This window comes from Pseudomonas amygdali (genome assembly GCF_002699855.1).
Classification (GTDB): domain Bacteria; phylum Pseudomonadota; class Gammaproteobacteria; order Pseudomonadales; family Pseudomonadaceae; genus Aquipseudomonas; species Aquipseudomonas amygdali.
Genome location: NZ_LKBW01000006.1, coordinates 1 through 19,391, shown reverse-complemented (window position 1 = coordinate 19,391; position 19,391 = coordinate 1). Strand labels below are relative to the sequence as shown.

Genomic DNA, 19,391 nt, shown 5'->3' with positions numbered 1-19,391 from the left:
CAGGATGCAGGCCGCCAAGGCAGCGTAAGTGGATAATTGTCCAACCTTCGGGGGGCATACCATCCAGCGTGGGAATGCAGTTCTAGACGCTCTGCGTCGCAAGTTACGCAGAGCTTCGGATCAGCTATCTTCCAGCCAGAAGCGCAGCGGCTTGCCTTGGGCTGGCCACAGGCGCAGTTGCTCGATGGGCGAGATATCCCAGCGTTGCACGCTGCTGATGGCTTTGATGAAGCGTTGTTCCTGCTCCATCAGCGCGGGGGCGCACATCTTGCGGGTTTTGCCCACCGGACCGAAGCTGATGCTGTGGTCGTTCAGCGTATAGGGTGCGAACCAGTGGTTGCAGCCTGCATTGCCATACGCTCGGCCATCGGCACCCAGGGTCATGGTCAGGCGGCTGTTGTCGATGAGTGGACGTTCGCCAATCCACTCCATCACGTAGCTGTGGTCCTGACGGATCGGCAGCGGGTCAGCGGTACAACCGGCCAGCAGCGCGCCGCCGATCAGGCTCAGGAGCGCAAACTGTTTCATGCCGCTTTCTCCTGGCACTTCTTGCAGAGGTGCTTCTCGCCTTCGGTTTTCCAGCCCAGCTCCGCGATGCGCGCGATGGCGGCAGGTTTCTGCGCCTTGACGCCCAGCTTGCTCTCTACCATGAACTCGAAGTTCAGTTCGGCGGCGCAGCTGTCGCAATTCACTTTCCACTGATGAATCGCCAACTCGTCGAACACCGGACCTTTGGCCACTGCAATCCATTGGCCCGGCGGGTTGATCAGGTGCCGGACTTTCTCGACGGTCAGGCGCATGTGCAGGCTTTTGCTGCCTTTGATCGTCACCAGCAACTGGTCGTTGTCGTGAATCGAGCCGCCGTTACCGGTGACCTGATAGCGACCGGGCGCCAAAGTGCGGCATTCGGTCAAGGTGTGCTGCGGGTTGAGCATGCTGTAGCGAAAATCGTGTTCGACCATGGGTCCTCCAAAATTGCGCGCATCCTATCATGCTCCACGCCTTCAGGACCGGACTCAGGGCACCCACAACGGCATTGCTGCGCTGAAGTGTGAGGAGCGAGCGTTACCATTACGCTGTCACCCGCGCCTCGGATTCCAGGCGAATGATGGCTTTGTCCAAATCGTCCAGAGCTTCTTCGGTGTGCGCGGCGTTCTGCTTGAGCAGGGTTTCAGCGCGTTGACAGGCGGTGCGCAGCTGCGGGACGCCGCAGTAGCGCGTTGCGCCGTGCAGACGGTGAATGCGTTCGATCAGCGCCTGTATATCCTGGTTGGCCCGCGCCACACGGATGGCCTCGCGGTCGGCGGCCAGCGAGGCCAGCAGCATGGCCAGCATGTCGGCGGCTAGATCCGCCTTGCCCGCAGCCAGGCGCAGCCCTTCTTCATGATCGAGCACCAGTGGCCCGACGTGCACGTCAGGTGCTTCGTTCTGGCGTTCTGGCGCAGGGTTGCGCAGTGCCAGCCCCGTCCACTTGAGGACCACCTGCGCCAGCTGTCGCTCGCTGATCGGTTTGGTCAGGTAGTCATCCATGCCACTTTGCAGCAGCGAACGTTTTTCATTGGCCATCGCATGGGCGGTAAGCGCCACGATAGGCAGAGAGCTCTGGTTGCGTTCGGCTTCCCAGGCACGAATCGCCTCGGTGGCCTGACGCCCGTCCATACCGGGCATCTGCACGTCCATCAACACCAGATCGAACGCTTCCTGCTGCACCGCATTGACCGCTGCATAGCCGCCCTCGACGGCCACGACTTCTGCGCCCATGTCTTCGAGCAGGGTCTGCACCAGCAGCAGGTTGGCCGGGTTGTCATCCACGCACAGCACCCGCGGCGCGCGGCTCGACAACGGCGGACCAATGTCGGCGCGGATCGCCCGCGGCGCGATCAGTTCGGACAGCGCTTTTTGCAGTTTGCGGGTACAGGCGGGCTTGGCCTGCAATTGCGTATAGACATCGTGGACCGCCAACTGGAACAGCGCGTGCTCGGTGGTCGGACATAGCACCATGACCTTGCAGTTGAGGTTTTCCAGATCCCAGATGTGCTGGCGCAACCGTTCCGGGGAAATTTCCAGCGCGGTCACGCCGAGCACCGCCAGATCGATGGCCGACGGGGTCTCGTGCGCCGCCGTCACCCCGTTGAGCAGGTTTTCCAGGTTGTTGAACACGATGGTTTGCAGACCGCAGTCTTCCAGCTGATGCTCCAGCGCCTGCCGCGCCAGGTCATGGTGTTCAAGCACTGCTGCGCGTAGCCCTCCCAGCGGGATATTGAACGATTCTTCCTTGTCTTCGCGGGCCTTGGGCAGTTTCAGGCTGATCCAGAATTCCGAACCTTCGCCCGGCGTGCTGTCGACACCGATTTCGCCGCCCATCTGTTCGATCAGGCGCTTGGAAATCAACAGACCCAGACCCGTGCCGCCCGGCTGGCGGGAGAGCGAGTTGTCGGCCTGGCTGAACGCCTGGAACAGCGCCCGCACATCCTGACTGGACAGGCCGATGCCGGTGTCCTGCACGCTGATGCGCAATTGCGCGTGCTCTTCGGTTTCGTCTTCAAGCATGGCACGGGCGACGATGGTGCCTTCGCGGGTGAATTTGATCGCGTTGCTGACCAGGTTGGTCAGAATCTGCCGCAGGCGCAACGGGTCGCCGGACAGCGCCAGTGGTGTATCGCGGTACACCAGACTGACCAGTTCCAGCTGTTTGGCATGCGCCGCCGGGGCGAGGATGGTCAAGGTGTCCTGCAGCAGATCACGCAGGTTGAACGGGATGTTGTCGAGCACCAGCTTGCCAGCCTCGATCTTCGAAAAGTCGAGAATCTCGTTGATGATGCTCAACAGGTTGTCGGCCGACTTCTCGATGGTGCCCAGGTAGTCGAACTGACGCGGCGTCAGCTCGCTTTTTTGCAGCAAATGGGTGAAACCCAGAATGCCATTGAGCGGCGTGCGGATTTCGTGGCTCATGTTGGCCAGGAATTCGGACTTGATCCGGCTTGCTTCAAGGGCTTCCTTGCGCGCCAGGTCCAGCTCGATGTTCTGGATTTCGATGGTTTCCAGATTCTGGCGTACATCCTCGGTCGCTTGATCGATGCTCAGTTGCAGCTCTTCCTGCGCGTTCTGCAAGGTCGCCGCCATGCGATTGATGCCTGACGCCAGTTCGTCCAGCTCCCGACTGCCCAGCGGCGGCAGGCGGGTTTCGAGATTGCCGTCCTTGAGCTGCGACACTGCCTGTTTGATCTGGCTCATCGGCCCGTTGATGGTGCGGCTCATGCGTACTGCAAGAGTCGCGGTGCAGGCCAGCCCGGTCAGGATCAGCAGCAGGCTGGCAAACAGGCTTCGATAGCCGCGCAACAGCGTGCCGTTATGGGATATTTCAAGTTCTCCCCAGCCCAGCAGGGTGTCGGCTTCGGCCGGAATGATCGGGCTGGTCAGGTGGCGTTGATTGCCGAATACCGGGAGCAAATAACGCGTGGCGTCGGTGCCGGTCGAATTGAGCAACTGCGAGCCGCTGCCAATCGGCGAAGGGCTGATCATGGTCGGTCCGGCGTGGGCCAGTGGCGTGCGATCGACGTCGAGAAACGACACGGCGCGCACGTCGGTCTGCTCCAGGGTCTGGGTCGCGATGCGGCTTAGCAGGACCTTGTCCTTGCGCCCCAATGCGTTGGCGGCCAATGGTGCCAGATCCTGGGCGATCATTTCGCCGCGTTGCAGCAACTGGCTTTGCAGTTCGCTCAACTGCATCCAGGTGAAATAACCACCAAGCATTGCGGCCATCAGGCTGGCAGGCAAAATAGTCAGTAGCAGCACACGGCCTTTTATACCCAGCTTGGTCAGCACGCTCGTTCTCCGGCAACACGTATCAGTCCGTCGATATCAGGCATCGGCTGCCTGGCTGTATCGGCACAAGGGGTTGAGTTTAGCCATTTACCGCCAGCATGGGCCACCTAACTCTCTGTGCAGGGCTAGGCCGCAGTGGAAAAAACAGTGTTTATTCTTTTTGGGAATAAGCAGCGCACTTTGCGTGATATGGGCTTTGGCCGTTTGCCGTTATGATAGGCACCCCCCGCAGTCTGGATTGCGAAGACGCCATGACCCTGCAGTATCAAACCATTGCCGATTGCGTCGGCAACACTCCGCTGGTGCGTCTGCAACGCATGGCGGGTAATACCAGCAATACCCTCCTGTTGAAGCTTGAAGGTAATAACCCCGCTGGCTCGGTAAAAGACCGTCCGGCCCTGTCGATGATCACCCGTGCCGAGTTGCGCGGCCAGATCCATCCGGGTGACACGCTGATCGAAGCCACTTCCGGCAATACCGGGATCGCACTGGCCATGGCCGCAGCGATAAAGGGTTACCGGATGATTCTGATCATGCCGGACAACTCCAGTGCCGAACGCAAGGCCGCGATGACCGCCTACGGTGCCGAGCTGATTTCGGTCAGTAAGGACGAGGGCATTGAAGGTGCCCGTGATCTGGCCGAGCGCATGCAGGCCGAAGGCCGCGGCAAGGTGCTCGATCAATTCGCCAATGGCGACAATCCCGAGGCGCATTACACGTCCACCGGTCCGGAAATCTGGCGGCAGACGGGCGGTACCGTGACCCATTTCGTCAGCTCGATGGGCACCACCGGCACCATCATGGGCACCTCACGCTACCTCAATGAGCAAAATCCCGAGGTGCAGATCGTCGGTCTGCAACCGATGGAGGGCGCTTCGATCCCCGGTATTCGCCGCTGGCCGCATGAATACCTGCCGAAAATCTATCAGTCGGACCGTGTCGACCGCATCATCGACATGGGCCAGACCGAGGCCGAAGACACCATGCGCCGACTGGCGCGCGAAGAAGGCATCTTCTGTGGTGTGTCGTCCGGCGGCTCGGTCGCTGGGGCACTGCGCATTTCCCGTGAAGTAGAAAATGCCGTGATTGTGGCGATCATCTGTGACCGAGGCGACCGCTACCTGTCGACCGGCATCTACGATTCGCCCAACTGATGGCCAAACATGAACGAGGTCTGCGCTTTCAGCCCACGGGCGGCGTCAAGACCGTGCAGATTCCTGCCGGTAAAAAACAGCGGCTGACTATCGAGCGCCTGTCCGATGACGGTCGCGGTATCGCTTTTCTCGACGGCAAGACCTGGTTTGTCGCTGGCAGTCTGGCGGGCGAGGAGGTCGAGGCGCGGGTGCTCAATGCGCGCGGCAAGGTCGTCGAGGCGCGCACCGAGCGGGTCTTCAACGCCAGCACCATGCGTCGCGCTCCGGCCTGTGAGTATTTCGGTCGCTGCGGCGGCTGCAGTGTTCAGCATGTGCCCCACGAAGAACAGCTTGCCCTGAAACAGCGCATGCTCGCCGAGCAATTGTTGCGCGTGGCGAATGCTGTGCCGGATGAATGGGCGGCACCTTTGAGCGGTGCCGAGCTGGCCTATCGCCGACGCGCGCGGGTCGCGGTTCGCTGGGATGCCAAGGCCAAAAGGCTGGACGTGGGGTTCCGCGCAGCCGCCAGTCAGGACATCGTCAGCATCGAACACTGTCCGGTGCTGGTACAGGCCTTGCAACCCATCATGAATGAGTTGCCTGGCATGCTGAAAAACTTCAGCAAACCGCAGGCGCTGGGTCACGTCGAGCTGTTCAGTGGGGTTGCGACTGCCGTGTTGTTGCGCCACACCGCGCCGCTTGCCGAGGCCGACCTGGCGCTGTTGCAGGCGTTTTGCTCCAAGCACGGCGCGCAGCTGTGGCTGCATGGCGACGGCGAGCCCCAACCGGCCAGCCCCGGCGATACGCTGGGCTACCGGCTGGAGCCGTGGAACCTGCAACTGGCCTGGCGACCGGGAGATTTCATTCAGGTCAACGCGGCGGTTAACACCGCGATGATCGAGCAGGCTCTGCAATGGCTGGCGCCTGCCAAAGATGAACGGGTAATGGACCTGTTTTGCGGTCTGGGCAATTTTGCCTTGCCACTGGCGGGTCTGGCGAAGGAAGTGGTGGCGGTCGAAGGCGTTGCGACCATGGTCGAGCGTGCAGCCGTGAACGCAATGAGTAATGATCTGCACAATTTGCAGTTTTTTCAGGCGGATCTTTCCCAGCCGCTGACACACGCCGACTGGGCGGCGGAAGGGTTTTCTGCGGTACTCTTGGACCCACCGCGTGACGGGGCCTTTGAAGTGGTTCGCCAGATCAGAAAAACGGGTGCCCGGCGACTGCTTTATGTTTCATGCAACCCGGCAACTTTGGCTCGTGACACGGTCGAACTGATCAGTCAGGGCTACCGATTAAAACGTGCCGGAATCCTCGATATGTTTCCACAGACGGCGCATGTCGAGGCGATGGCTTTATTTGAAATGAGTAAGTGAGCAGCGTTCACTGGATCGAGGTCGCTGCTGACAGGGAACCTCATTTAATCCGACTGGCCCGCGAATGCCGGTCCTTGCTTGTCCGGCAAGTGGCATTCGCTCAGAAGGCTGGCGACTGATGGCGCTATTCATCGCGCCGTAGGGAAGGTAAGCAGCATGGTACAGGTGAGAGCGAACCAGCCGATAAACACAGACGGCAGTATCAATCTCGACGCGTGGCTCGATCATATTGTCAGCGTCGACCTGGTCCTGGACCGGGAAGTCATGAAACAGGCCTGTGAGTTTGCCCGGCAAGCCGAGCAGAACGACAAGGCCCACAAGAATCACTGGGCAGAGGGCACCTCCAGTTTCCAGACCGGTCTGGAAATCGCGGAGATCCTCGCTGACCTCAAGCTGGATCAGGACTCGCTGGTTGCGGCGGTCATTTACCGCGGCGTGCGTGAAGGTGTCATCCCTTTGCCGGAAGTCGAGCAGCGTTTCGGCGCGACGGTCGCCAAACTGATCGACGGCGTGCTGCGCATGGCCGCGATCAGCGCCAGTCTCAGCCCTCGTCAATCTCTGGTGCTAGGCAGTCAGGCGCAGGTCGAAAACCTGCGCAAGATGCTCGTGGCGATGGTCGACGACGTTCGCGTTGCGCTGATCAAGCTGGCCGAGCGCACTTGCGCGATTCGTGCGGTAAAGAACGCCGACGACGAGAAACGCAACCGTGTGGCCCGGGAAGTCTTCGACATCTACGCGCCGCTGGCCCATCGTCTGGGTATCGGGCATATCAAGTGGGAGCTGGAAGACCTTTCTTTCCGCTACCTGGAGCCTGATCAGTACAAGCAGATCGCCAAGCTGCTGCATGAGCGCCGGCTGGACCGCGAGCGCTTCATCAGCGATGTCATGTCCCAGCTCGACAACGAACTGCAAGCCACCGGCGTGACGGCTGACATCAGTGGCCGAGCCAAACATATCTATTCCATCTGGCGCAAAATGCAGCGCAAAGGCCTGGCATTCAGCCAGATCTATGACGTGCGCGCGTTGCGTGTACTGGTCCCGGAAATGCGCGATTGCTATACCGCGCTGGGCATTGTGCACACCTTGTGGCGGCATATTCCCAAAGAGTTCGACGATTACATCGCCAACCCCAAGGAAAATGGCTATCGCTCGCTGCACACAGCGGTCATCGGGCCGGAAGGCAAGGTACTGGAAGTGCAGATACGCACCCACGCCATGCACGAAGAGGCCGAACTGGGCGTTTGCGCGCACTGGCGTTATAAAGGCACTGACGTCAAATCTGGCTCCAATCATTACGAAGAGAAAATTTCCTGGCTGCGTCAGGTACTTGAGTGGCATGAAGAGCTGGGTGACATTGGTGGCCTGGCAGATCAGCTGCGGGTTGATATCGAGCCTGACCGGGTCTACGTCTTCACCCCTGACGGCCACGCCATCGACCTGCCCAAGGGTGCGACACCGCTGGACTTTGCCTATCGGGTGCACACCGAAATCGGCCATAACTGCCGTGGTGCGAAGATCAACGGCCGCATCGTACCGCTCAACTACAGCCTGCAGACCGGCGAGCAGGTCGAGATCATCACCAGCAAGCACGGCACGCCGAGCCGTGACTGGCTGAACTCCAACCTCGGTTACATCACGACCTCGCGGGCGCGCGCCAAGATTGTTCACTGGTTCAAATTGCAGGCCCGCGACCAGAACGTTGCGGCCGGTAAAACCCTTATCGAACGCGAACTGGCGCGCCTTGCATTGCCGCAGGTCGACTTCGACAAGCTGGCGGACAAGGCCAACCACAAGACCGCCGACGACATGTTTGCCGCCTTGGGCGCGGGTGATCTGCGTCTGGCGCAACTGGTCAATCTGGCTCAGCAGCAGGTTGAACCTGATCGCGTCAATGAACAGCTGGAACTGATCCCGCGCAAAGCTACGGGCTACAAGCCTGGCAAGCGTGGCGATATTCAGATTCAGGGCGTTGGCAACCTGATGACACAGATGGCCGGTTGCTGCCAGCCGCTGCCGGGCGATGCGATTGTCGGTTACATCACCCAGGGCCGTGGCGTCAGCATTCACCGTCAGGATTGCGCTTCGGTGCTGCAACTGGGTGGTCGCGAGCCCGAGCGGATCATTCAGGTCAGCTGGGGGCCGGTGCCGGTGCTCACGTATCCGGTGGACATCATCATTCGCGCCTACGACCGTTCCGGCCTGCTGCGTGACGTTACCCAAGTGCTGCTCAACGAGCGTATCAACGTACTGGCGGTCAACACCCGCTCGAACAAGGAAGACAACACAGCGCTCATGTCGCTGACCATCGAGATTCCGGGTCTGGACGCGCTGGGACGGTTGCTGGGGCGTATTTCCCAGTTGCCGAACATCATTGAAACTCGCAGGAACAGGACGCCATAAGCGTTGCCTGCGCTCACAGGGAGCCCCATGTATACAGTTCAAGACCTGCTGAACCTCATGGCCCGGCTGCGTGATCCGCAGTCTGGTTGCCCGTGGGACCTGAAGCAGACCTACGCCAGCATCGTGCCGCATACGCTGGAAGAAGCCTACGAGGTGGCCGATGCCATCGAGCAGGGCGACCTCGACCATCTGAAGGGTGAGCTGGGAGACCTGCTGTTTCAGGTGGTCTTCTATGCCCAGTTGGCCAAGGAAGAAGGCCGGTTTGAATTCGACGACGTCATCGACGGCATTACCCGCAAGTTGCTGCGTCGCCATCCGCACGTGTTTCCGACTGGCGAGCTGTACGCGCCGGCGGAAACGCCGCGCCTGACCGACGAGCAGGTCAACCAGCGTTGGGACGAGATCAAGGCCGAGGAGCGTGCCGAAAAGTCTGGCGCGCCCGAGCAGTTGTCGTTGCTCGATGACGTGCCGGTGGCCTTGCCTGCGTTGAGTCGTGCCGCCAAACTGCAGAAGCGTGCTTCGCAGGTCGGCTTCGACTGGCCTGCAGCGTTGCCGGTAGTCGACAAGGTGCGTGAAGAACTCGATGAAATTCTTGAAGCCATGGTCGACAATGACGCCGAAGGCATTGCCGAGGAAGTCGGCGATTTGCTGTTCAGTGTCGTCAACCTGGCCCGGCACCTTAAAGTCGACCCGGAAACTGCGCTACGCTCGGCTAATAGCAAGTTCGACAGACGCTTCCGATTCATTGAACAGGCATTGCGCCACATCCAGCGTCCTATCGAATCGTGCACGCTCGAAGAAATGGACGCATTGTGGGGCGAAGCCAAACGTCAGGAAAAGAGCACACCCGGCTGCGGCTGAGTGTGCGGTAACGGTATAAGTGAGTAGACAATGAGCCTTTCCCTTCGCGATCAGTTGCTCAAGGCAGGTCTGGTCAACCAAAAGCAGGCCAAGCAGGTCGGCAAAGAAAAGCAGAAAGAGCAGCGTCTGGTGCACAAGGGTCAGGCCCAGGCCGACGACTCGCAAAAGCGCGCGGCTCAGGAAGCCATGGCCGAGAAGGCCAAGCGTGACCAAGAGCTGAACCGTCAGCAGCAGGAGAAGGTCGAGCAGAAGGCCCGTGCTGCTCAGGTCAAGCAACTGATCGAGGTGTCGCGTCTGCCCAAGCTGATTACCGAGGATTACTACAACTTCGTTGACGACAAGAAGGTCAAGCGGATCTCGGTCAACGCGCTGGTGCGCAACAAGCTCAGCAGCGGTTCGCTGGCCATCGTTCACCACGGTGGCGGTTACGAGATCATTCCGCGTGAGGCTGCGCTGAAGATCCAGGAGCGCGACCCGCGCCGTATCGTGTTGCTCAACACCCCGACCGAAGCGCCGGATGCCGACGATCCGTACGCTGCGTATCAGGTGCCTGACGACCTGATGTGGTAACGCGCTGACCGGTCAAAACAAAACCCGCATTCAGCGGGTTTTGTCGTTTATTGTTCTGGGTGGTTGCGGTTCAGGGAAGTCGCTTAGTGGTTGCCCTGGCTTTCCAGTGCTTCCAGCTCTTCCTTGTAGCGTAGAGCATCGGACTCTACGTGAAACATGCCTACAAGTTGGTCCTGTTGATGCACGTCCCAGATCTGGATGCCGTCGGCAACGGCTTCGTGAGAGAGGTGGGCGTCGTCGCGTTCAGTAACTCTGACAGTCATAGTAGTAAGCTCCTGACTTTGATGGCCTGAATGGTTAGGCCTCTGGATACTGCGGCGATGTGTCGCAGGACTCTTTTATAGAATTTGTTAGCTGCCTAAGTAAATAGCCTGTTCAGGTTCCCGAGTGAGCAAAAAATGGTCGTTTGCCTACAGCCCTTGCATGGCGAGGCTTGCAGCTTGGTTGCGGCAAAGTGAAGGATTTTTCATGTGCCTTTATCGGTGCAAAAAGATGACGCGAAGCGTCAAGAACGGCATTCCCACGCGGAGCGTAGGGAACGATAGGTGTCCGTATAGCGCGAGGTTCGGCGTCGGGGCATTCCCACCCGGAGCGTAGGGCGCGCCAGGTGTCCGGGAGAGCACCGCCACTATCGTGCGACGCTCCGCGTCGGCATGCCGTTCTGGACGCTCTGCGTCCTCTTGTTTGCAGCCAATAAAAAGCCCCGCTAATAAGCGGGGCTCTGTATGGCAAGCGGTCAGGGCAATCAGCTGCCTTTGACGGCCTTGCCGTTCACGGTGCCGTCGAGCAGCACGATGTTGTATTCCTTACCGTCGGTTTCGACCTGTTGCAGGCGCACTAGCAGGTAATCCCAGTCCTTGGCGAACCACAGCACGGTGGTGCGCTTGCTTTGCGTCGGGTCACGCACGCGCTCGACCTTGATCGCATCGACCTGGCCAGTCTTGGTGGTAACCTTTTCCGAGCCCAGTACGCGGAAGTCGTAGGTGTCTACTTCATCACCGTCGACCACCTGGTAGCTCATGCTCTTCTTGCCATCAGCGATGTCGTGTTGCAACGCCAGCTGATACGTGGACTTGTCGAGGATGCCACGGTTGAGCGGCAGCTTGATCGCATCGCCACGGTCGGTGCCGGTGACGAACTTGGTGTTCCAGTCGAACGCCAGATCAACCTTCTTGGATTTGCCCAGGCCGCTGCGCTCGAAGCTGTAGGTCTGTGGCAGCAAGGTTTCCTTGTCGACCTTCAGTGTGCTGACTTCCGTCAGGCTGGCAATCATCATCGAGGCCTTGAAGCTCAGGGTCCAGGTGCCATTGGCTCCTGCTTCCAGGCTGCGTTCAGCCGTGCCGCTCATGGGCAGCTGTTTCCAGTCGGCGGTGTAGCTGGCGGAGAAGGGTTGAAGTTCTGCGGCCTGTACGGCAGGCAATGCGAGCAGAGCGAAAGCGAAGAGCAGAGCGCGACGCATAATATCTCCTAATGTCGAATCAGATGGCCGCTGGCCGGGAGTAACTGGCTATCCAGTAACGCACCTTGTTCACCAAGGCTCAGTCGGCCCTCGGCAAACCAGCGAATGGCCAGTGGGTAAATACGGTGCTCTTGAACATGAACCCGTTGCGCGAGCGTTGTGGGCGTGTCGTGCAACTGTACCGAAATAACTGCCTGTACGACCAGTGGGCCGCCATCGAGTTCCTCGGTGACGAAATGCACGCTGCAGCCATGCTCGGTGTCACCAGCTTCCAGCGCACGCTTGTGCGTGTGCAAGCCTTTATAACGCGGCAGCAGGGAAGGGTGAATATTCAGAAGGCGGCCATGGAAGTGGCGCACGAAGCCTGCGCTGAGAATGCGCATGAATCCGGCCAGTACCACCAACTGTGGCTGGAAAGTGTCGATCAGTTCGATCAGCGCTGCATCGAAGGCTTCACGGCCTTCGTAGGCAGTGTGATCCAGCACGCAGGCTTCGATGCCTGCGTCCCTGGCGCGTTGCAGGCCGAACGCATCGGCGCGGTTGGAAATCACCGCGCGGATACGGACCGGGCTGGACCCGTCCTTGAAACTGTCGATCATCGCTTGCAGGTTGCCGCCGGTGCCGGACAGCAGCACCACGACATCGCAGATGGCAGGCATCAATGCGCCTTGAGGTTTTTCAGCTCGACTTGTGCTGCACCTTCGGCAGCAGTGGCGATCTGACCGATCACCCATGGCTGCTCGCCAGCTTCGCGCAGAACCTTCAGCGCGGCTTCAACGTGTTCCTGAGCAACGCAGATAACCATGCCCACGCCGCAGTTCAGCACGCGGTGCATTTCGTTTTCAGCGACGTTGCCTTGCTGCTGCAGCCAGTCGAAAACGGCCGGACGCTGCCAGCTGGCGACGTCGACAACGGCCTGAGCGCCCTGCGGCAGAACACGCGGGATGTTGTCGAGCAGGCCGCCACCGGTGATGTGGGCCATGGCCTTGACCGCGCCGGTTTCCTTGATCAGCTTGAGCAGCGGCTTGACGTAGATGCGGGTGGGTGCCATCAGCAGCTCGGTCAATGGCTTGCCGTCCAGCTGGATGCTTTCGATATCGGCACCGGCCACTTCGATGATCTTGCGGATCAGCGAATAACCGTTGGAGTGCGGGCCGGACGATGGCAGAGCGAGCAGGGCATCACCGGCAGCGACTTTCGAACCGTCGATGATCTCGGCCTTTTCCACGACGCCGACGCAGAAGCCAGCCAGGTCGTAGTCTTCGCCTTCGTACATGCCCGGCATTTCAGCGGTTTCGCCGCCGACCAGCGAGCAGCCAGCCAGTTCGCAGCCAGCGCCGATGCCGGTGACGACCTGGGCAGCGGTGTCGACGTTCAGCTTGCCGGTGGCGTAGTAATCGAGGAAGAACAGCGGCTCTGCACCGCAGACCACCAGGTCATTGACGCACATGGCGACCAGATCGATGCCGATGGTGTCGTGCTTGTTCAGGTTCAGGGCCAGACGCAGCTTGGTGCCCACGCCGTCAGTGCCGGAAACCAGGACCGGTTGCTTGTAGCCGGCCGGGATTTCGCAGAGGGCGCCGAAGCCTCCCAGGCCGCCCATGACTTCCGGACGCTTGGTGCGCTTGGCGACGCTCTTGATGCGTTCGACCAATGCTTCACCGGCGTCGATGTCTACACCGGCGTCTTTATAGCTCAGGGAGGGTTGCTTGCTCATAGAAAATCCAGGCCTTTAGGGGGGATTCGGAGGTATCGACCGCTGCGTTGGGACCCGTTCAGCACCGCGCTGTCATGCGGTGGTAATGTTGGGCCCTGGCGATTGCCGGTCTGCGAAGTCGCGCGATTTTATCAGGCTTGCTCCCCAGGGGCCATCCTTGCGCCGACAACAGGGCGGTGTTGCGCCAAATAAACCTGATCCGGCAGCTCCGGTCAGTGCGAGTGCCGCCGTTTAAGGTGTACTTTATGCGCAAATTGAATGATTGGTGGTTCAAGGCTGTCCCAGACTTGTACACCTCCTGAAACAGCTTCTTTTTACTTTTTTCCGTTCGGGAACTGTCCATGCGTTTTTCCAGAGTTCTTCTAGTCGGCTGTCTGTCCCTGATCAGCCTCCCCAGCCTTGCCGAAACGGTCAGCAACCTTTATCAGGTCCGCGAGCCGGTGACTGGTCAGTCGCCCGATGAGCGCACACGGGCCACCCAGGCCGCGGTCGAAACGCTGGTGCTGCGCCTGACCGGTGACGCCAAGGCCGCGCAGGGTTCGGCCATCGCCGCGCTGCGCAAAGATCCGCAGCAAATCATCAGCCAGTACGGCTATGAGGCCGGTCCGCCTGAAACCCTGCTGGTGGACTTCGATCCAGCGACCACCGACCGTGCGTTGCGTGATGCCGGCCTGTCGATCTGGGGCAGCAATCGCCCGTCGATCCTAGGCTGGTGGCTGAACGACTCGGTCGAAGGCTCGAATCTGGTCGGTGACGGTCAGGCTGCCGCCGAACCGCTGCGCCGCGCTGCGCAACACCGCGGTTTGCCGCTGCGTCTGCCGCTGGCTGATTTGAGCGAGCAGGGCGTCGGTAACGCCAAGACACTGGAAGGCACTGATGCCGCACCGCTCAAGGAAGCCTCCGAGCGTTACGGTGCTGACGCGATACTGGCGGTGCACGCCAAGGAAGATGCAGGCCAGTGGCAGGGCAAATGGCGCTTGTGGCTGGGTGATCAGCGTGAGCAGGGCACCGCGACCGGGGCTACTTCCGAAGCCTTGGCAGACGCTGTGCTGCTGTCGGTCAGCCAGCGTCTGGCCCCACGTTTCGTCGCCAAGCCCGGTGCCTCGACGGGCCTGTTGGTGCAGGTTCAGGGCATGACACTGGAGCGCTATGCACAACTGCTTCAGTTACTTGATCCGTTCGGCGTGCGTCTGAGTTCTGTTGACGGCGATAAAGTGGTGTTTGAGGTCAGTGGCAGCACCGATCAGCTACGCTCGCAGTTGTCGCTGGCCAAATTGCAGGAAGTGCCCGCAGCCGAGGCAGCCGCTGCCGCAACGCCGCCTGCTGCGCCTGTCGATGCGACTGCGCCGGTTGCGCCAGCCAATGGAGCTGCTGCTGTTCCGGCACCTGCGCCCGCAGCGATGATTGTTCCGGCGTCTGCACCACAGCTTTATTTCCGCTGGTAAACCGGCAAAGCGCTTTTCCATTGGATTGAGGGATGTTGATGACTGATACACGGCGTTGGTTCTGGATCGGCGGCCTGGCCTTGCTGGTCGCATTCGTGGTGCTGTTGCACACGATCCTCACCCCTTTTCTGGTGGCGCTGCTGCTGGCCTACATGGGCGATCCACTGGTGGATCGTCTGGAGCGCGCCGGGCTGTCCAGAACCTTGAGCGTGGTGGCGGTGTTCGGTCTGTTCACGCTGGTGCTGATGGCCTTGCTGCTGGTGCTGGTGCCGATGCTGGCCAAGCAGTTGTTTCGTCTCTATGAGCTGGCCCCGCAGATCCTCGACTGGCTGCAACACTCGGCGTTGCCGTGGGTGCAGGCCAAGTTCGGTCTGGCAGACGGGTTCTGGAAGTTCGACAAGATCAAGGCAGCCATCTCCGAGCACATGGGGCAGGCTGGGGATATCGTCTCTGTGGTGCTGTCTCAGGCTACGGCGTCGAGCCTGGCGCTGATCGGCTGGCTGACCAATCTGGTGCTGATCCCGGTGGTGTGTTTCTACCTGTTGCGTGACTGGGACATCATGACCGGCAAGATCCGCGGTCTGCTGCCGCGTCAGCGTGAAGGTCAAATCGTCAAGCTGGCGGGCGAGTGCCACGAGGTGCTGGGCGCGTTCATACGTGGGCAGTTGCTGGTCATGGTCGGTCTCGGAGTGATCTACGCGGCCGGTCTGATGCTGGTCGGGCTGGAACTGGGCCTGTTGATCGGGGTGATCGCCGGTCTGGCTGCCATCGTGCCTTATATGGGCTTTGTGATCGGCATTGGTTCAGCGCTGGTCGCCGGGTTGTTCCAGTTTGGCGGCGACCTGTACCCGATGATGGGGATTGTTGCGGTGTTCATGATCGGTCAGGCCCTCGAAGGTATGGTGCTGACGCCATTACTGGTAGGGGATCGCATCGGTCTGCACCCGGTGGCGGTGATCTTCGCGATTCTGGCGGGTGGCGAGCTGTTCGGTTTCACCGGCATTCTGCTGGCGTTGCCGGTCGCTGCAGTGATCATGGTGCTGGTGCGCCACATGCACGACGTTTATAAAGACTCGGAAATCTATGCAGGTGCGGAAGATCCCGAGCTGTAAGGGCATCGCACGCCTCTTCACTGCCCGGTGAAGAGGCTTGTGCAGGCAATGCATGCATCACCTCAAAACGCCCTTTCTCGACCCGCGCTTTACGCACCCTGACGCAAGCCTTTGATTTTGCTTGAGGTCTGTCGCATTGTGCGACCCGCTTCACGGGTATAAACTTTGCGCTCTTTACACAGAGGCCCTTGACGGTTTGCATGAGCCGTTAGTCAGCATGAAACCGATTCAGCTGCCCCTGAGTGTGCGTCTGCGTGATGACGCCACTTTCGTCAATTACTATCCAGGCGCCAATGCCGCTGCACTCGGCTATGTCGAGCGGCTGTGCGAAGCCGACGCTGGGTGGACGGAAAGCCTCATCTATCTGTGGGGCAAGGATGGAGTAGGGCGCACGCACCTGCTTCAGGCTGCGTGCCTGCGTTTCGAGCAGCTGGGCGAACCTGCGGTGTATCTGCCGCTTGCCGAAGTTATCGATGAAGGTATCGAGCTGTTCGACCATCTTGAACAGTACGAACTGGTGTGCCTGGATGACCTGCAAGCCATTGTCGGCAAGCCGGAGTGGGAAGAAGCCCTGTTTCACCTGTTCAACCGTTTGCGTGACAGCGGGCGTCGTCTGCTCATTGCAGCGTCCAAATCGCCCCGCGAACTGCCGGTCAAACTCCCCGATCTGAAATCCCGTCTGACCATGGCCCTGGTATTCCAGATGCGCGGCCTGTCCGACGAAGACAAGCTGCGTGCGCTGCAACTGCGTGCATCACGGCGCGGCCTGCACCTGACCGATGAGGTAGGCCATTTCATTCTGACGCGTGGTACACGCAGCATGAGCGCGCTGTTCGAATTGCTTGAGCGCCTTGATCAGGCGTCACTCCAGGAAAAGCGCAAGCTGACCATTCCCTTTCTTAAAGAGACGCTGGGGTGGTAGATCAGGCGCTGTTGATGCAAACGGCTGCAGCCTTGCGCCATGCACAACGGATTCTGGTGATCACCGGGGCAGGCCTGTCGGCTGATTCGGGCTTGCCGACCTATCGCGGCGTCGGCGGGCTGTACAACGGCAAGACCGACGACGGCCTGCCTATAGAAATTGCCCTGTCCGGGCCAATGCTGCGCCGTGACCCCGAGCTGTGCTGGAAGTACATCGCTGAACTGGGCAGGGCGTGCCTGGGTGGCGAGCCGAATATCGCGCATTACGCCATCGCCCAGTTGCAACGCATCAAGCCCGAGTGCTGGGTGCTGACCCAGAATGTCGACGGTTATCACCGTGCGGCGGGCAGCCCGCCAGAGCGCCTGATAGAAATTCACGGGCAGCTCTCGCCACTGTTTTGCCAATCCTGCGGCGCTGAAGATCCGCAATTGAGTGAGCACTTGCAGCGTCCTTTGCCCCCTTTATGCTCGGCATGTAGTGGCGTTATGCGACCGCCCGTCGTTCTTTTTCAGGAAATGCTCCCTGAAAGAGCACTGGAAACACTGTATGAACAACTGGCTAAAGGCTATGACGCAGTCCTGAGTATCGGTACCACGGCAAGCTTCCCCTACATTCATGAACCGGTCATTCGCACCAGAGTTTTCGGGGGTTTTACGGCGGAAATCAATCCGCAGCCGACCGATCACAGCGCGCAGATGGACGTCTTTTTGCAGTGCCGGGCAGCACATGTCATGGCGGAACTCATAAGTCACATCTTGTTCGATTGAATTTGCAAATCACCTTCATAAAAGGCATAGTCTCGCCATCTTAACTAGTCAGCCACGGTTGTGCCCATGCAGGTTGTTCGCTTCGCACCCCTCGTGCCTCTCGCACTCGTTACATTCCTCTTCGGTTGCTCGGCCAATATGCCGGTCGCACAGCAAGAACAGGCTCAGCCCGTTGCTCGTTATCAGAGCGCGGCAAACGCTCAGTTCGCAGCACGTCGCGCCGACGCCGCAGCCTTGCAGGACGAGATTGCCACCGAAGACGAGCTTGCTCACTTCGCCGACAACAAGTCCTACCAGCTGCCGGTTCTGGCCGACAGCATCCTGGAACGTGGCAAGTCCCTGATCGGCACTCGTTACAAGTTCGGCGGCACATCGACTTCCTCGGGTTTCGATTGCAGCGGCTTCATTGGTTACCTGTTTCGCGAAGAGGCTGGCATGAGCCTGCCGCGCTCCACGCGTGAAATGATCAACGTTGACGCACCGCTGGTATCGCGTAAAAACCTTCAGCCTGGCGATGTGCTGTTCTTCAGTACCCGTGGCCGTGGTCGCGTAAGCCATGCAGCGATCTACGCCGGTAACCAGCAGTTCATTCACTCCAGCAGCCGTCGCAGTGGCGGTGTACGCATCGACAGCCTCGATGACGCCTACTGGAGCAAGACCTTTATCGAGGCCAAGCGGCCTCTGGCAATGGCGCCAGGTACAGTCGCTGTGAAGTCGACGCCTGATGCCACGCAGACAACGGCGATGACTTCGACTACAGTCAAGACCGCGCCAAAGCGGCGTAAATAAAATAGAACGCGCAGAACAAGACCTTCGGGTCTTTCTGCGTTTTTGAGCTTCTCGGCAGCGTAAGCCGCATCCGGATAGGTTGTTGTGGTTATGTCGATTGCGTTGCGCCTGATAGTCATCTCTGTTGCTGCGTTACTGGGTGCCTGCGCCAGTGCGCCGCCACCGCCCAAAGCTCCCCGGGTCGTTCAGCGTCCGGTGGTCACTGCTCCCCCTCAGATTCTTTCTCCGGCTGCCGAAGACGTGCTGTTTCGTGCATTGGGACTGGTTGGCACGCCTTATCGCTGGGGTGGCAACACGCCTGACTCCGGTTTTGATTGCAGCGGTCTTATAGGTTATGTCTATCGTGATGCCGCGGGCATTTCCCTGCCGCGTTCCACGCGCGAGATGATCGTGATGGGTGCGCCGAATATCCGTCGCGAGCAATTGCAGTCAGGAGATCTGGTGTTCTTCGCCACCTCAGGCGGCTCGCAGGTGTCCCACGCGGGCATCTACGTCGGCGAAGGCCGCTTCGTACATGCCCCGGCCAGCGGCGGCACGGTCAAGCTCGACAGCCTCGACAAGCCTTACTGGCAGAAAGCCTACCTCAACGCCAAGCGCGTCATTCAGCCGTCCAGTCTGGCGCAGATTCGGCCATAGCGCGTCGCCTGCTCGCGGTCTGACCAGAACTTATCGTGCGACGCTCCGCGTCGCATGCCTTTCCGGACGCTCCGCGTCCTCTTGCGACGCAGAGCGTCGAGAACTGCATTCCCACGCTGGAGCGTGCGGAACGATAACTCGACTACCGTACGGCGCTCTGCGTCGACATGCCTTTCCAGGCGTGCGGAACGATCATCGCAACTATCGTGCGACGCTCCGCGTCGCATGCCTTTCCGGACGCTCTGCGTCCTCTTGCGACGCGGAGCGTCGAGAACTGCATTCCCACGCTGGAGTGGTATGACCCCCGAAGGTTGGACGCAACCTTTGGAGGCGTCATGGGTAAATATACAGTGCAGGCAAAACTCGCAGCCGTGAAAGA

18 protein-coding genes are annotated in these 19,391 nt (G+C 60.0%); 11 read left to right on the top strand and 7 right to left on the bottom strand.

Going from position 1 to position 19,391, the window contains the following annotated elements; all coding sequences use genetic code 11:
• Positions 1-120 precede the first annotated feature (120 nt).
• The 3 genes from AO277_RS01290 to AO277_RS01280 all read right to left on the bottom strand — a co-directional run bounded on the left by AO277_RS01290 (position 121) and on the right by AO277_RS01280 (position 3,825).
• Entirely contained in the window at positions 121-528 is a 408-nt protein-coding gene (locus AO277_RS01290; protein WP_044319347.1) for an META domain-containing protein, read from the bottom strand.
• Positions 525-962: a hypothetical protein gene (locus AO277_RS01285; protein WP_002554619.1), complete on the bottom strand. Its 438-nt coding sequence runs from the start codon at positions 960-962 to the stop codon at positions 525-527. The genes AO277_RS01290 and AO277_RS01285 overlap by 4 nt, the downstream gene beginning before the upstream one ends.
• A gap of 109 nt (positions 963-1,071) precedes the next feature.
• On the bottom strand, positions 1,072-3,825 hold the full coding sequence (locus tag AO277_RS01280; protein WP_099258716.1) for a response regulator: 2,754 nt from the start codon (positions 3,823-3,825) through the stop codon (positions 1,072-1,074).
• A gap of 251 nt (positions 3,826-4,076) precedes the next feature.
• Between AO277_RS01280 and cysM the strand changes: the two genes are divergently transcribed.
• The 5 genes from cysM (at position 4,077) to AO277_RS01255 (ending at position 10,165) form a co-directional block, all read left to right on the top strand.
• On the top strand, positions 4,077-4,979 hold the full coding sequence (gene cysM, locus AO277_RS01275) for a cysteine synthase CysM (RefSeq protein ID WP_044319349.1): 903 nt from the start codon (positions 4,077-4,079) through the stop codon (positions 4,977-4,979).
• On the top strand, positions 4,979-6,334 hold the full coding sequence (gene rlmD, locus AO277_RS01270; RefSeq protein ID WP_044319350.1) for a 23S rRNA (uracil(1939)-C(5))-methyltransferase RlmD: 1,356 nt from the start codon (positions 4,979-4,981) through the stop codon (positions 6,332-6,334). The genes cysM and rlmD overlap by 1 nt, the downstream gene beginning before the upstream one ends.
• A 156-nt stretch (positions 6,335-6,490) precedes the next feature.
• Entirely contained in the window at positions 6,491-8,734 is a 2,244-nt protein-coding gene (gene relA / locus AO277_RS01265) for a GTP diphosphokinase (protein ID WP_004657204.1), read from the top strand.
• A gap of 27 nt (positions 8,735-8,761) precedes the next feature.
• Positions 8,762-9,595, top strand: a complete 834-nt coding sequence (gene mazG, locus AO277_RS01260; protein WP_005731244.1) for a nucleoside triphosphate pyrophosphohydrolase — start codon at positions 8,762-8,764, stop codon at positions 9,593-9,595.
• Positions 9,596-9,625: 30 nt separating this feature from the next.
• The gene (locus AO277_RS01255) at positions 9,626-10,165 is read left to right on the top strand and encodes a DUF2058 domain-containing protein (protein ID WP_005755227.1); all 540 of its coding nucleotides are present in this window, start codon (positions 9,626-9,628) and stop codon (positions 10,163-10,165) included.
• 83 nt (positions 10,166-10,248) lie between these two features.
• Here the strand turns inward: AO277_RS01255 and AO277_RS01250 are convergent, their stop codons facing one another.
• The 4 genes from AO277_RS01250 to purM all read right to left on the bottom strand — a co-directional run bounded on the left by AO277_RS01250 (position 10,249) and on the right by purM (position 13,341).
• Positions 10,249-10,428 carry a hypothetical protein gene (locus AO277_RS01250; protein ID WP_002554613.1) on the bottom strand — a complete coding sequence of 60 codons (180 nt, stop codon included), beginning with the start codon at positions 10,426-10,428 and terminating at the stop codon, positions 10,249-10,251.
• Between the two features lie 482 nt (positions 10,429-10,910).
• A complete protein-coding gene (locus AO277_RS01245) occupies positions 10,911-11,624 on the bottom strand; it encodes a DUF3108 domain-containing protein (RefSeq protein ID WP_002554612.1) in 714 nt (237 codons plus the stop codon).
• Between the two features lie 8 nt (positions 11,625-11,632).
• Positions 11,633-12,283 (bottom strand): phosphoribosylglycinamide formyltransferase, encoded by a 651-nt coding sequence (gene purN, locus AO277_RS01240; RefSeq protein WP_002554611.1) that lies wholly within the window; start codon positions 12,281-12,283, stop codon positions 11,633-11,635.
• Positions 12,283-13,341 (bottom strand): phosphoribosylformylglycinamidine cyclo-ligase, encoded by a 1,059-nt coding sequence (gene purM, locus AO277_RS01235; protein WP_002554610.1) that lies wholly within the window; start codon positions 13,339-13,341, stop codon positions 12,283-12,285. The genes purN and purM overlap by 1 nt, the downstream gene beginning before the upstream one ends.
• Before the next feature lie 341 nt (positions 13,342-13,682).
• On the opposite strand from purM, the gene AO277_RS01225 reads away from it, so the two are divergent.
• The 6 genes from AO277_RS01225 (at position 13,683) to AO277_RS01200 (ending at position 19,012) form a co-directional block, all read left to right on the top strand.
• A complete protein-coding gene (locus AO277_RS01225) occupies positions 13,683-14,786 on the top strand; it encodes a DUF2066 domain-containing protein (RefSeq protein ID WP_002554609.1) in 1,104 nt (367 codons plus the stop codon).
• A 38-nt stretch (positions 14,787-14,824) separates the two neighbouring features.
• Positions 14,825-15,898 (top strand): AI-2E family transporter, encoded by a 1,074-nt coding sequence (locus tag AO277_RS01220; protein WP_002554608.1) that lies wholly within the window; start codon positions 14,825-14,827, stop codon positions 15,896-15,898.
• A 217-nt stretch (positions 15,899-16,115) separates the two neighbouring features.
• Positions 16,116-16,820 (top strand): DnaA regulatory inactivator Hda, encoded by a 705-nt coding sequence (gene hda, locus AO277_RS01215; RefSeq protein ID WP_002554607.1) that lies wholly within the window; start codon positions 16,116-16,118, stop codon positions 16,818-16,820.
• The gene (locus AO277_RS01210; protein WP_044319352.1) at positions 16,814-17,587 is read left to right on the top strand and encodes an NAD-dependent deacylase; all 774 of its coding nucleotides are present in this window, start codon (positions 16,814-16,816) and stop codon (positions 17,585-17,587) included. Before hda ends, AO277_RS01210 begins: the two co-directional genes overlap by 7 nt.
• Positions 17,588-17,653: 66 nt before the next feature.
• The gene (locus tag AO277_RS01205; RefSeq protein ID WP_044319353.1) at positions 17,654-18,376 is read left to right on the top strand and encodes a C40 family peptidase; all 723 of its coding nucleotides are present in this window, start codon (positions 17,654-17,656) and stop codon (positions 18,374-18,376) included.
• Positions 18,377-18,466: 90 nt separating this feature from the next.
• Positions 18,467-19,012: a C40 family peptidase gene (locus AO277_RS01200; RefSeq protein ID WP_004657225.1), complete on the top strand. Its 546-nt coding sequence runs from the start codon at positions 18,467-18,469 to the stop codon at positions 19,010-19,012.
• Positions 19,013-19,391: the final 379 nt, after the last annotated feature.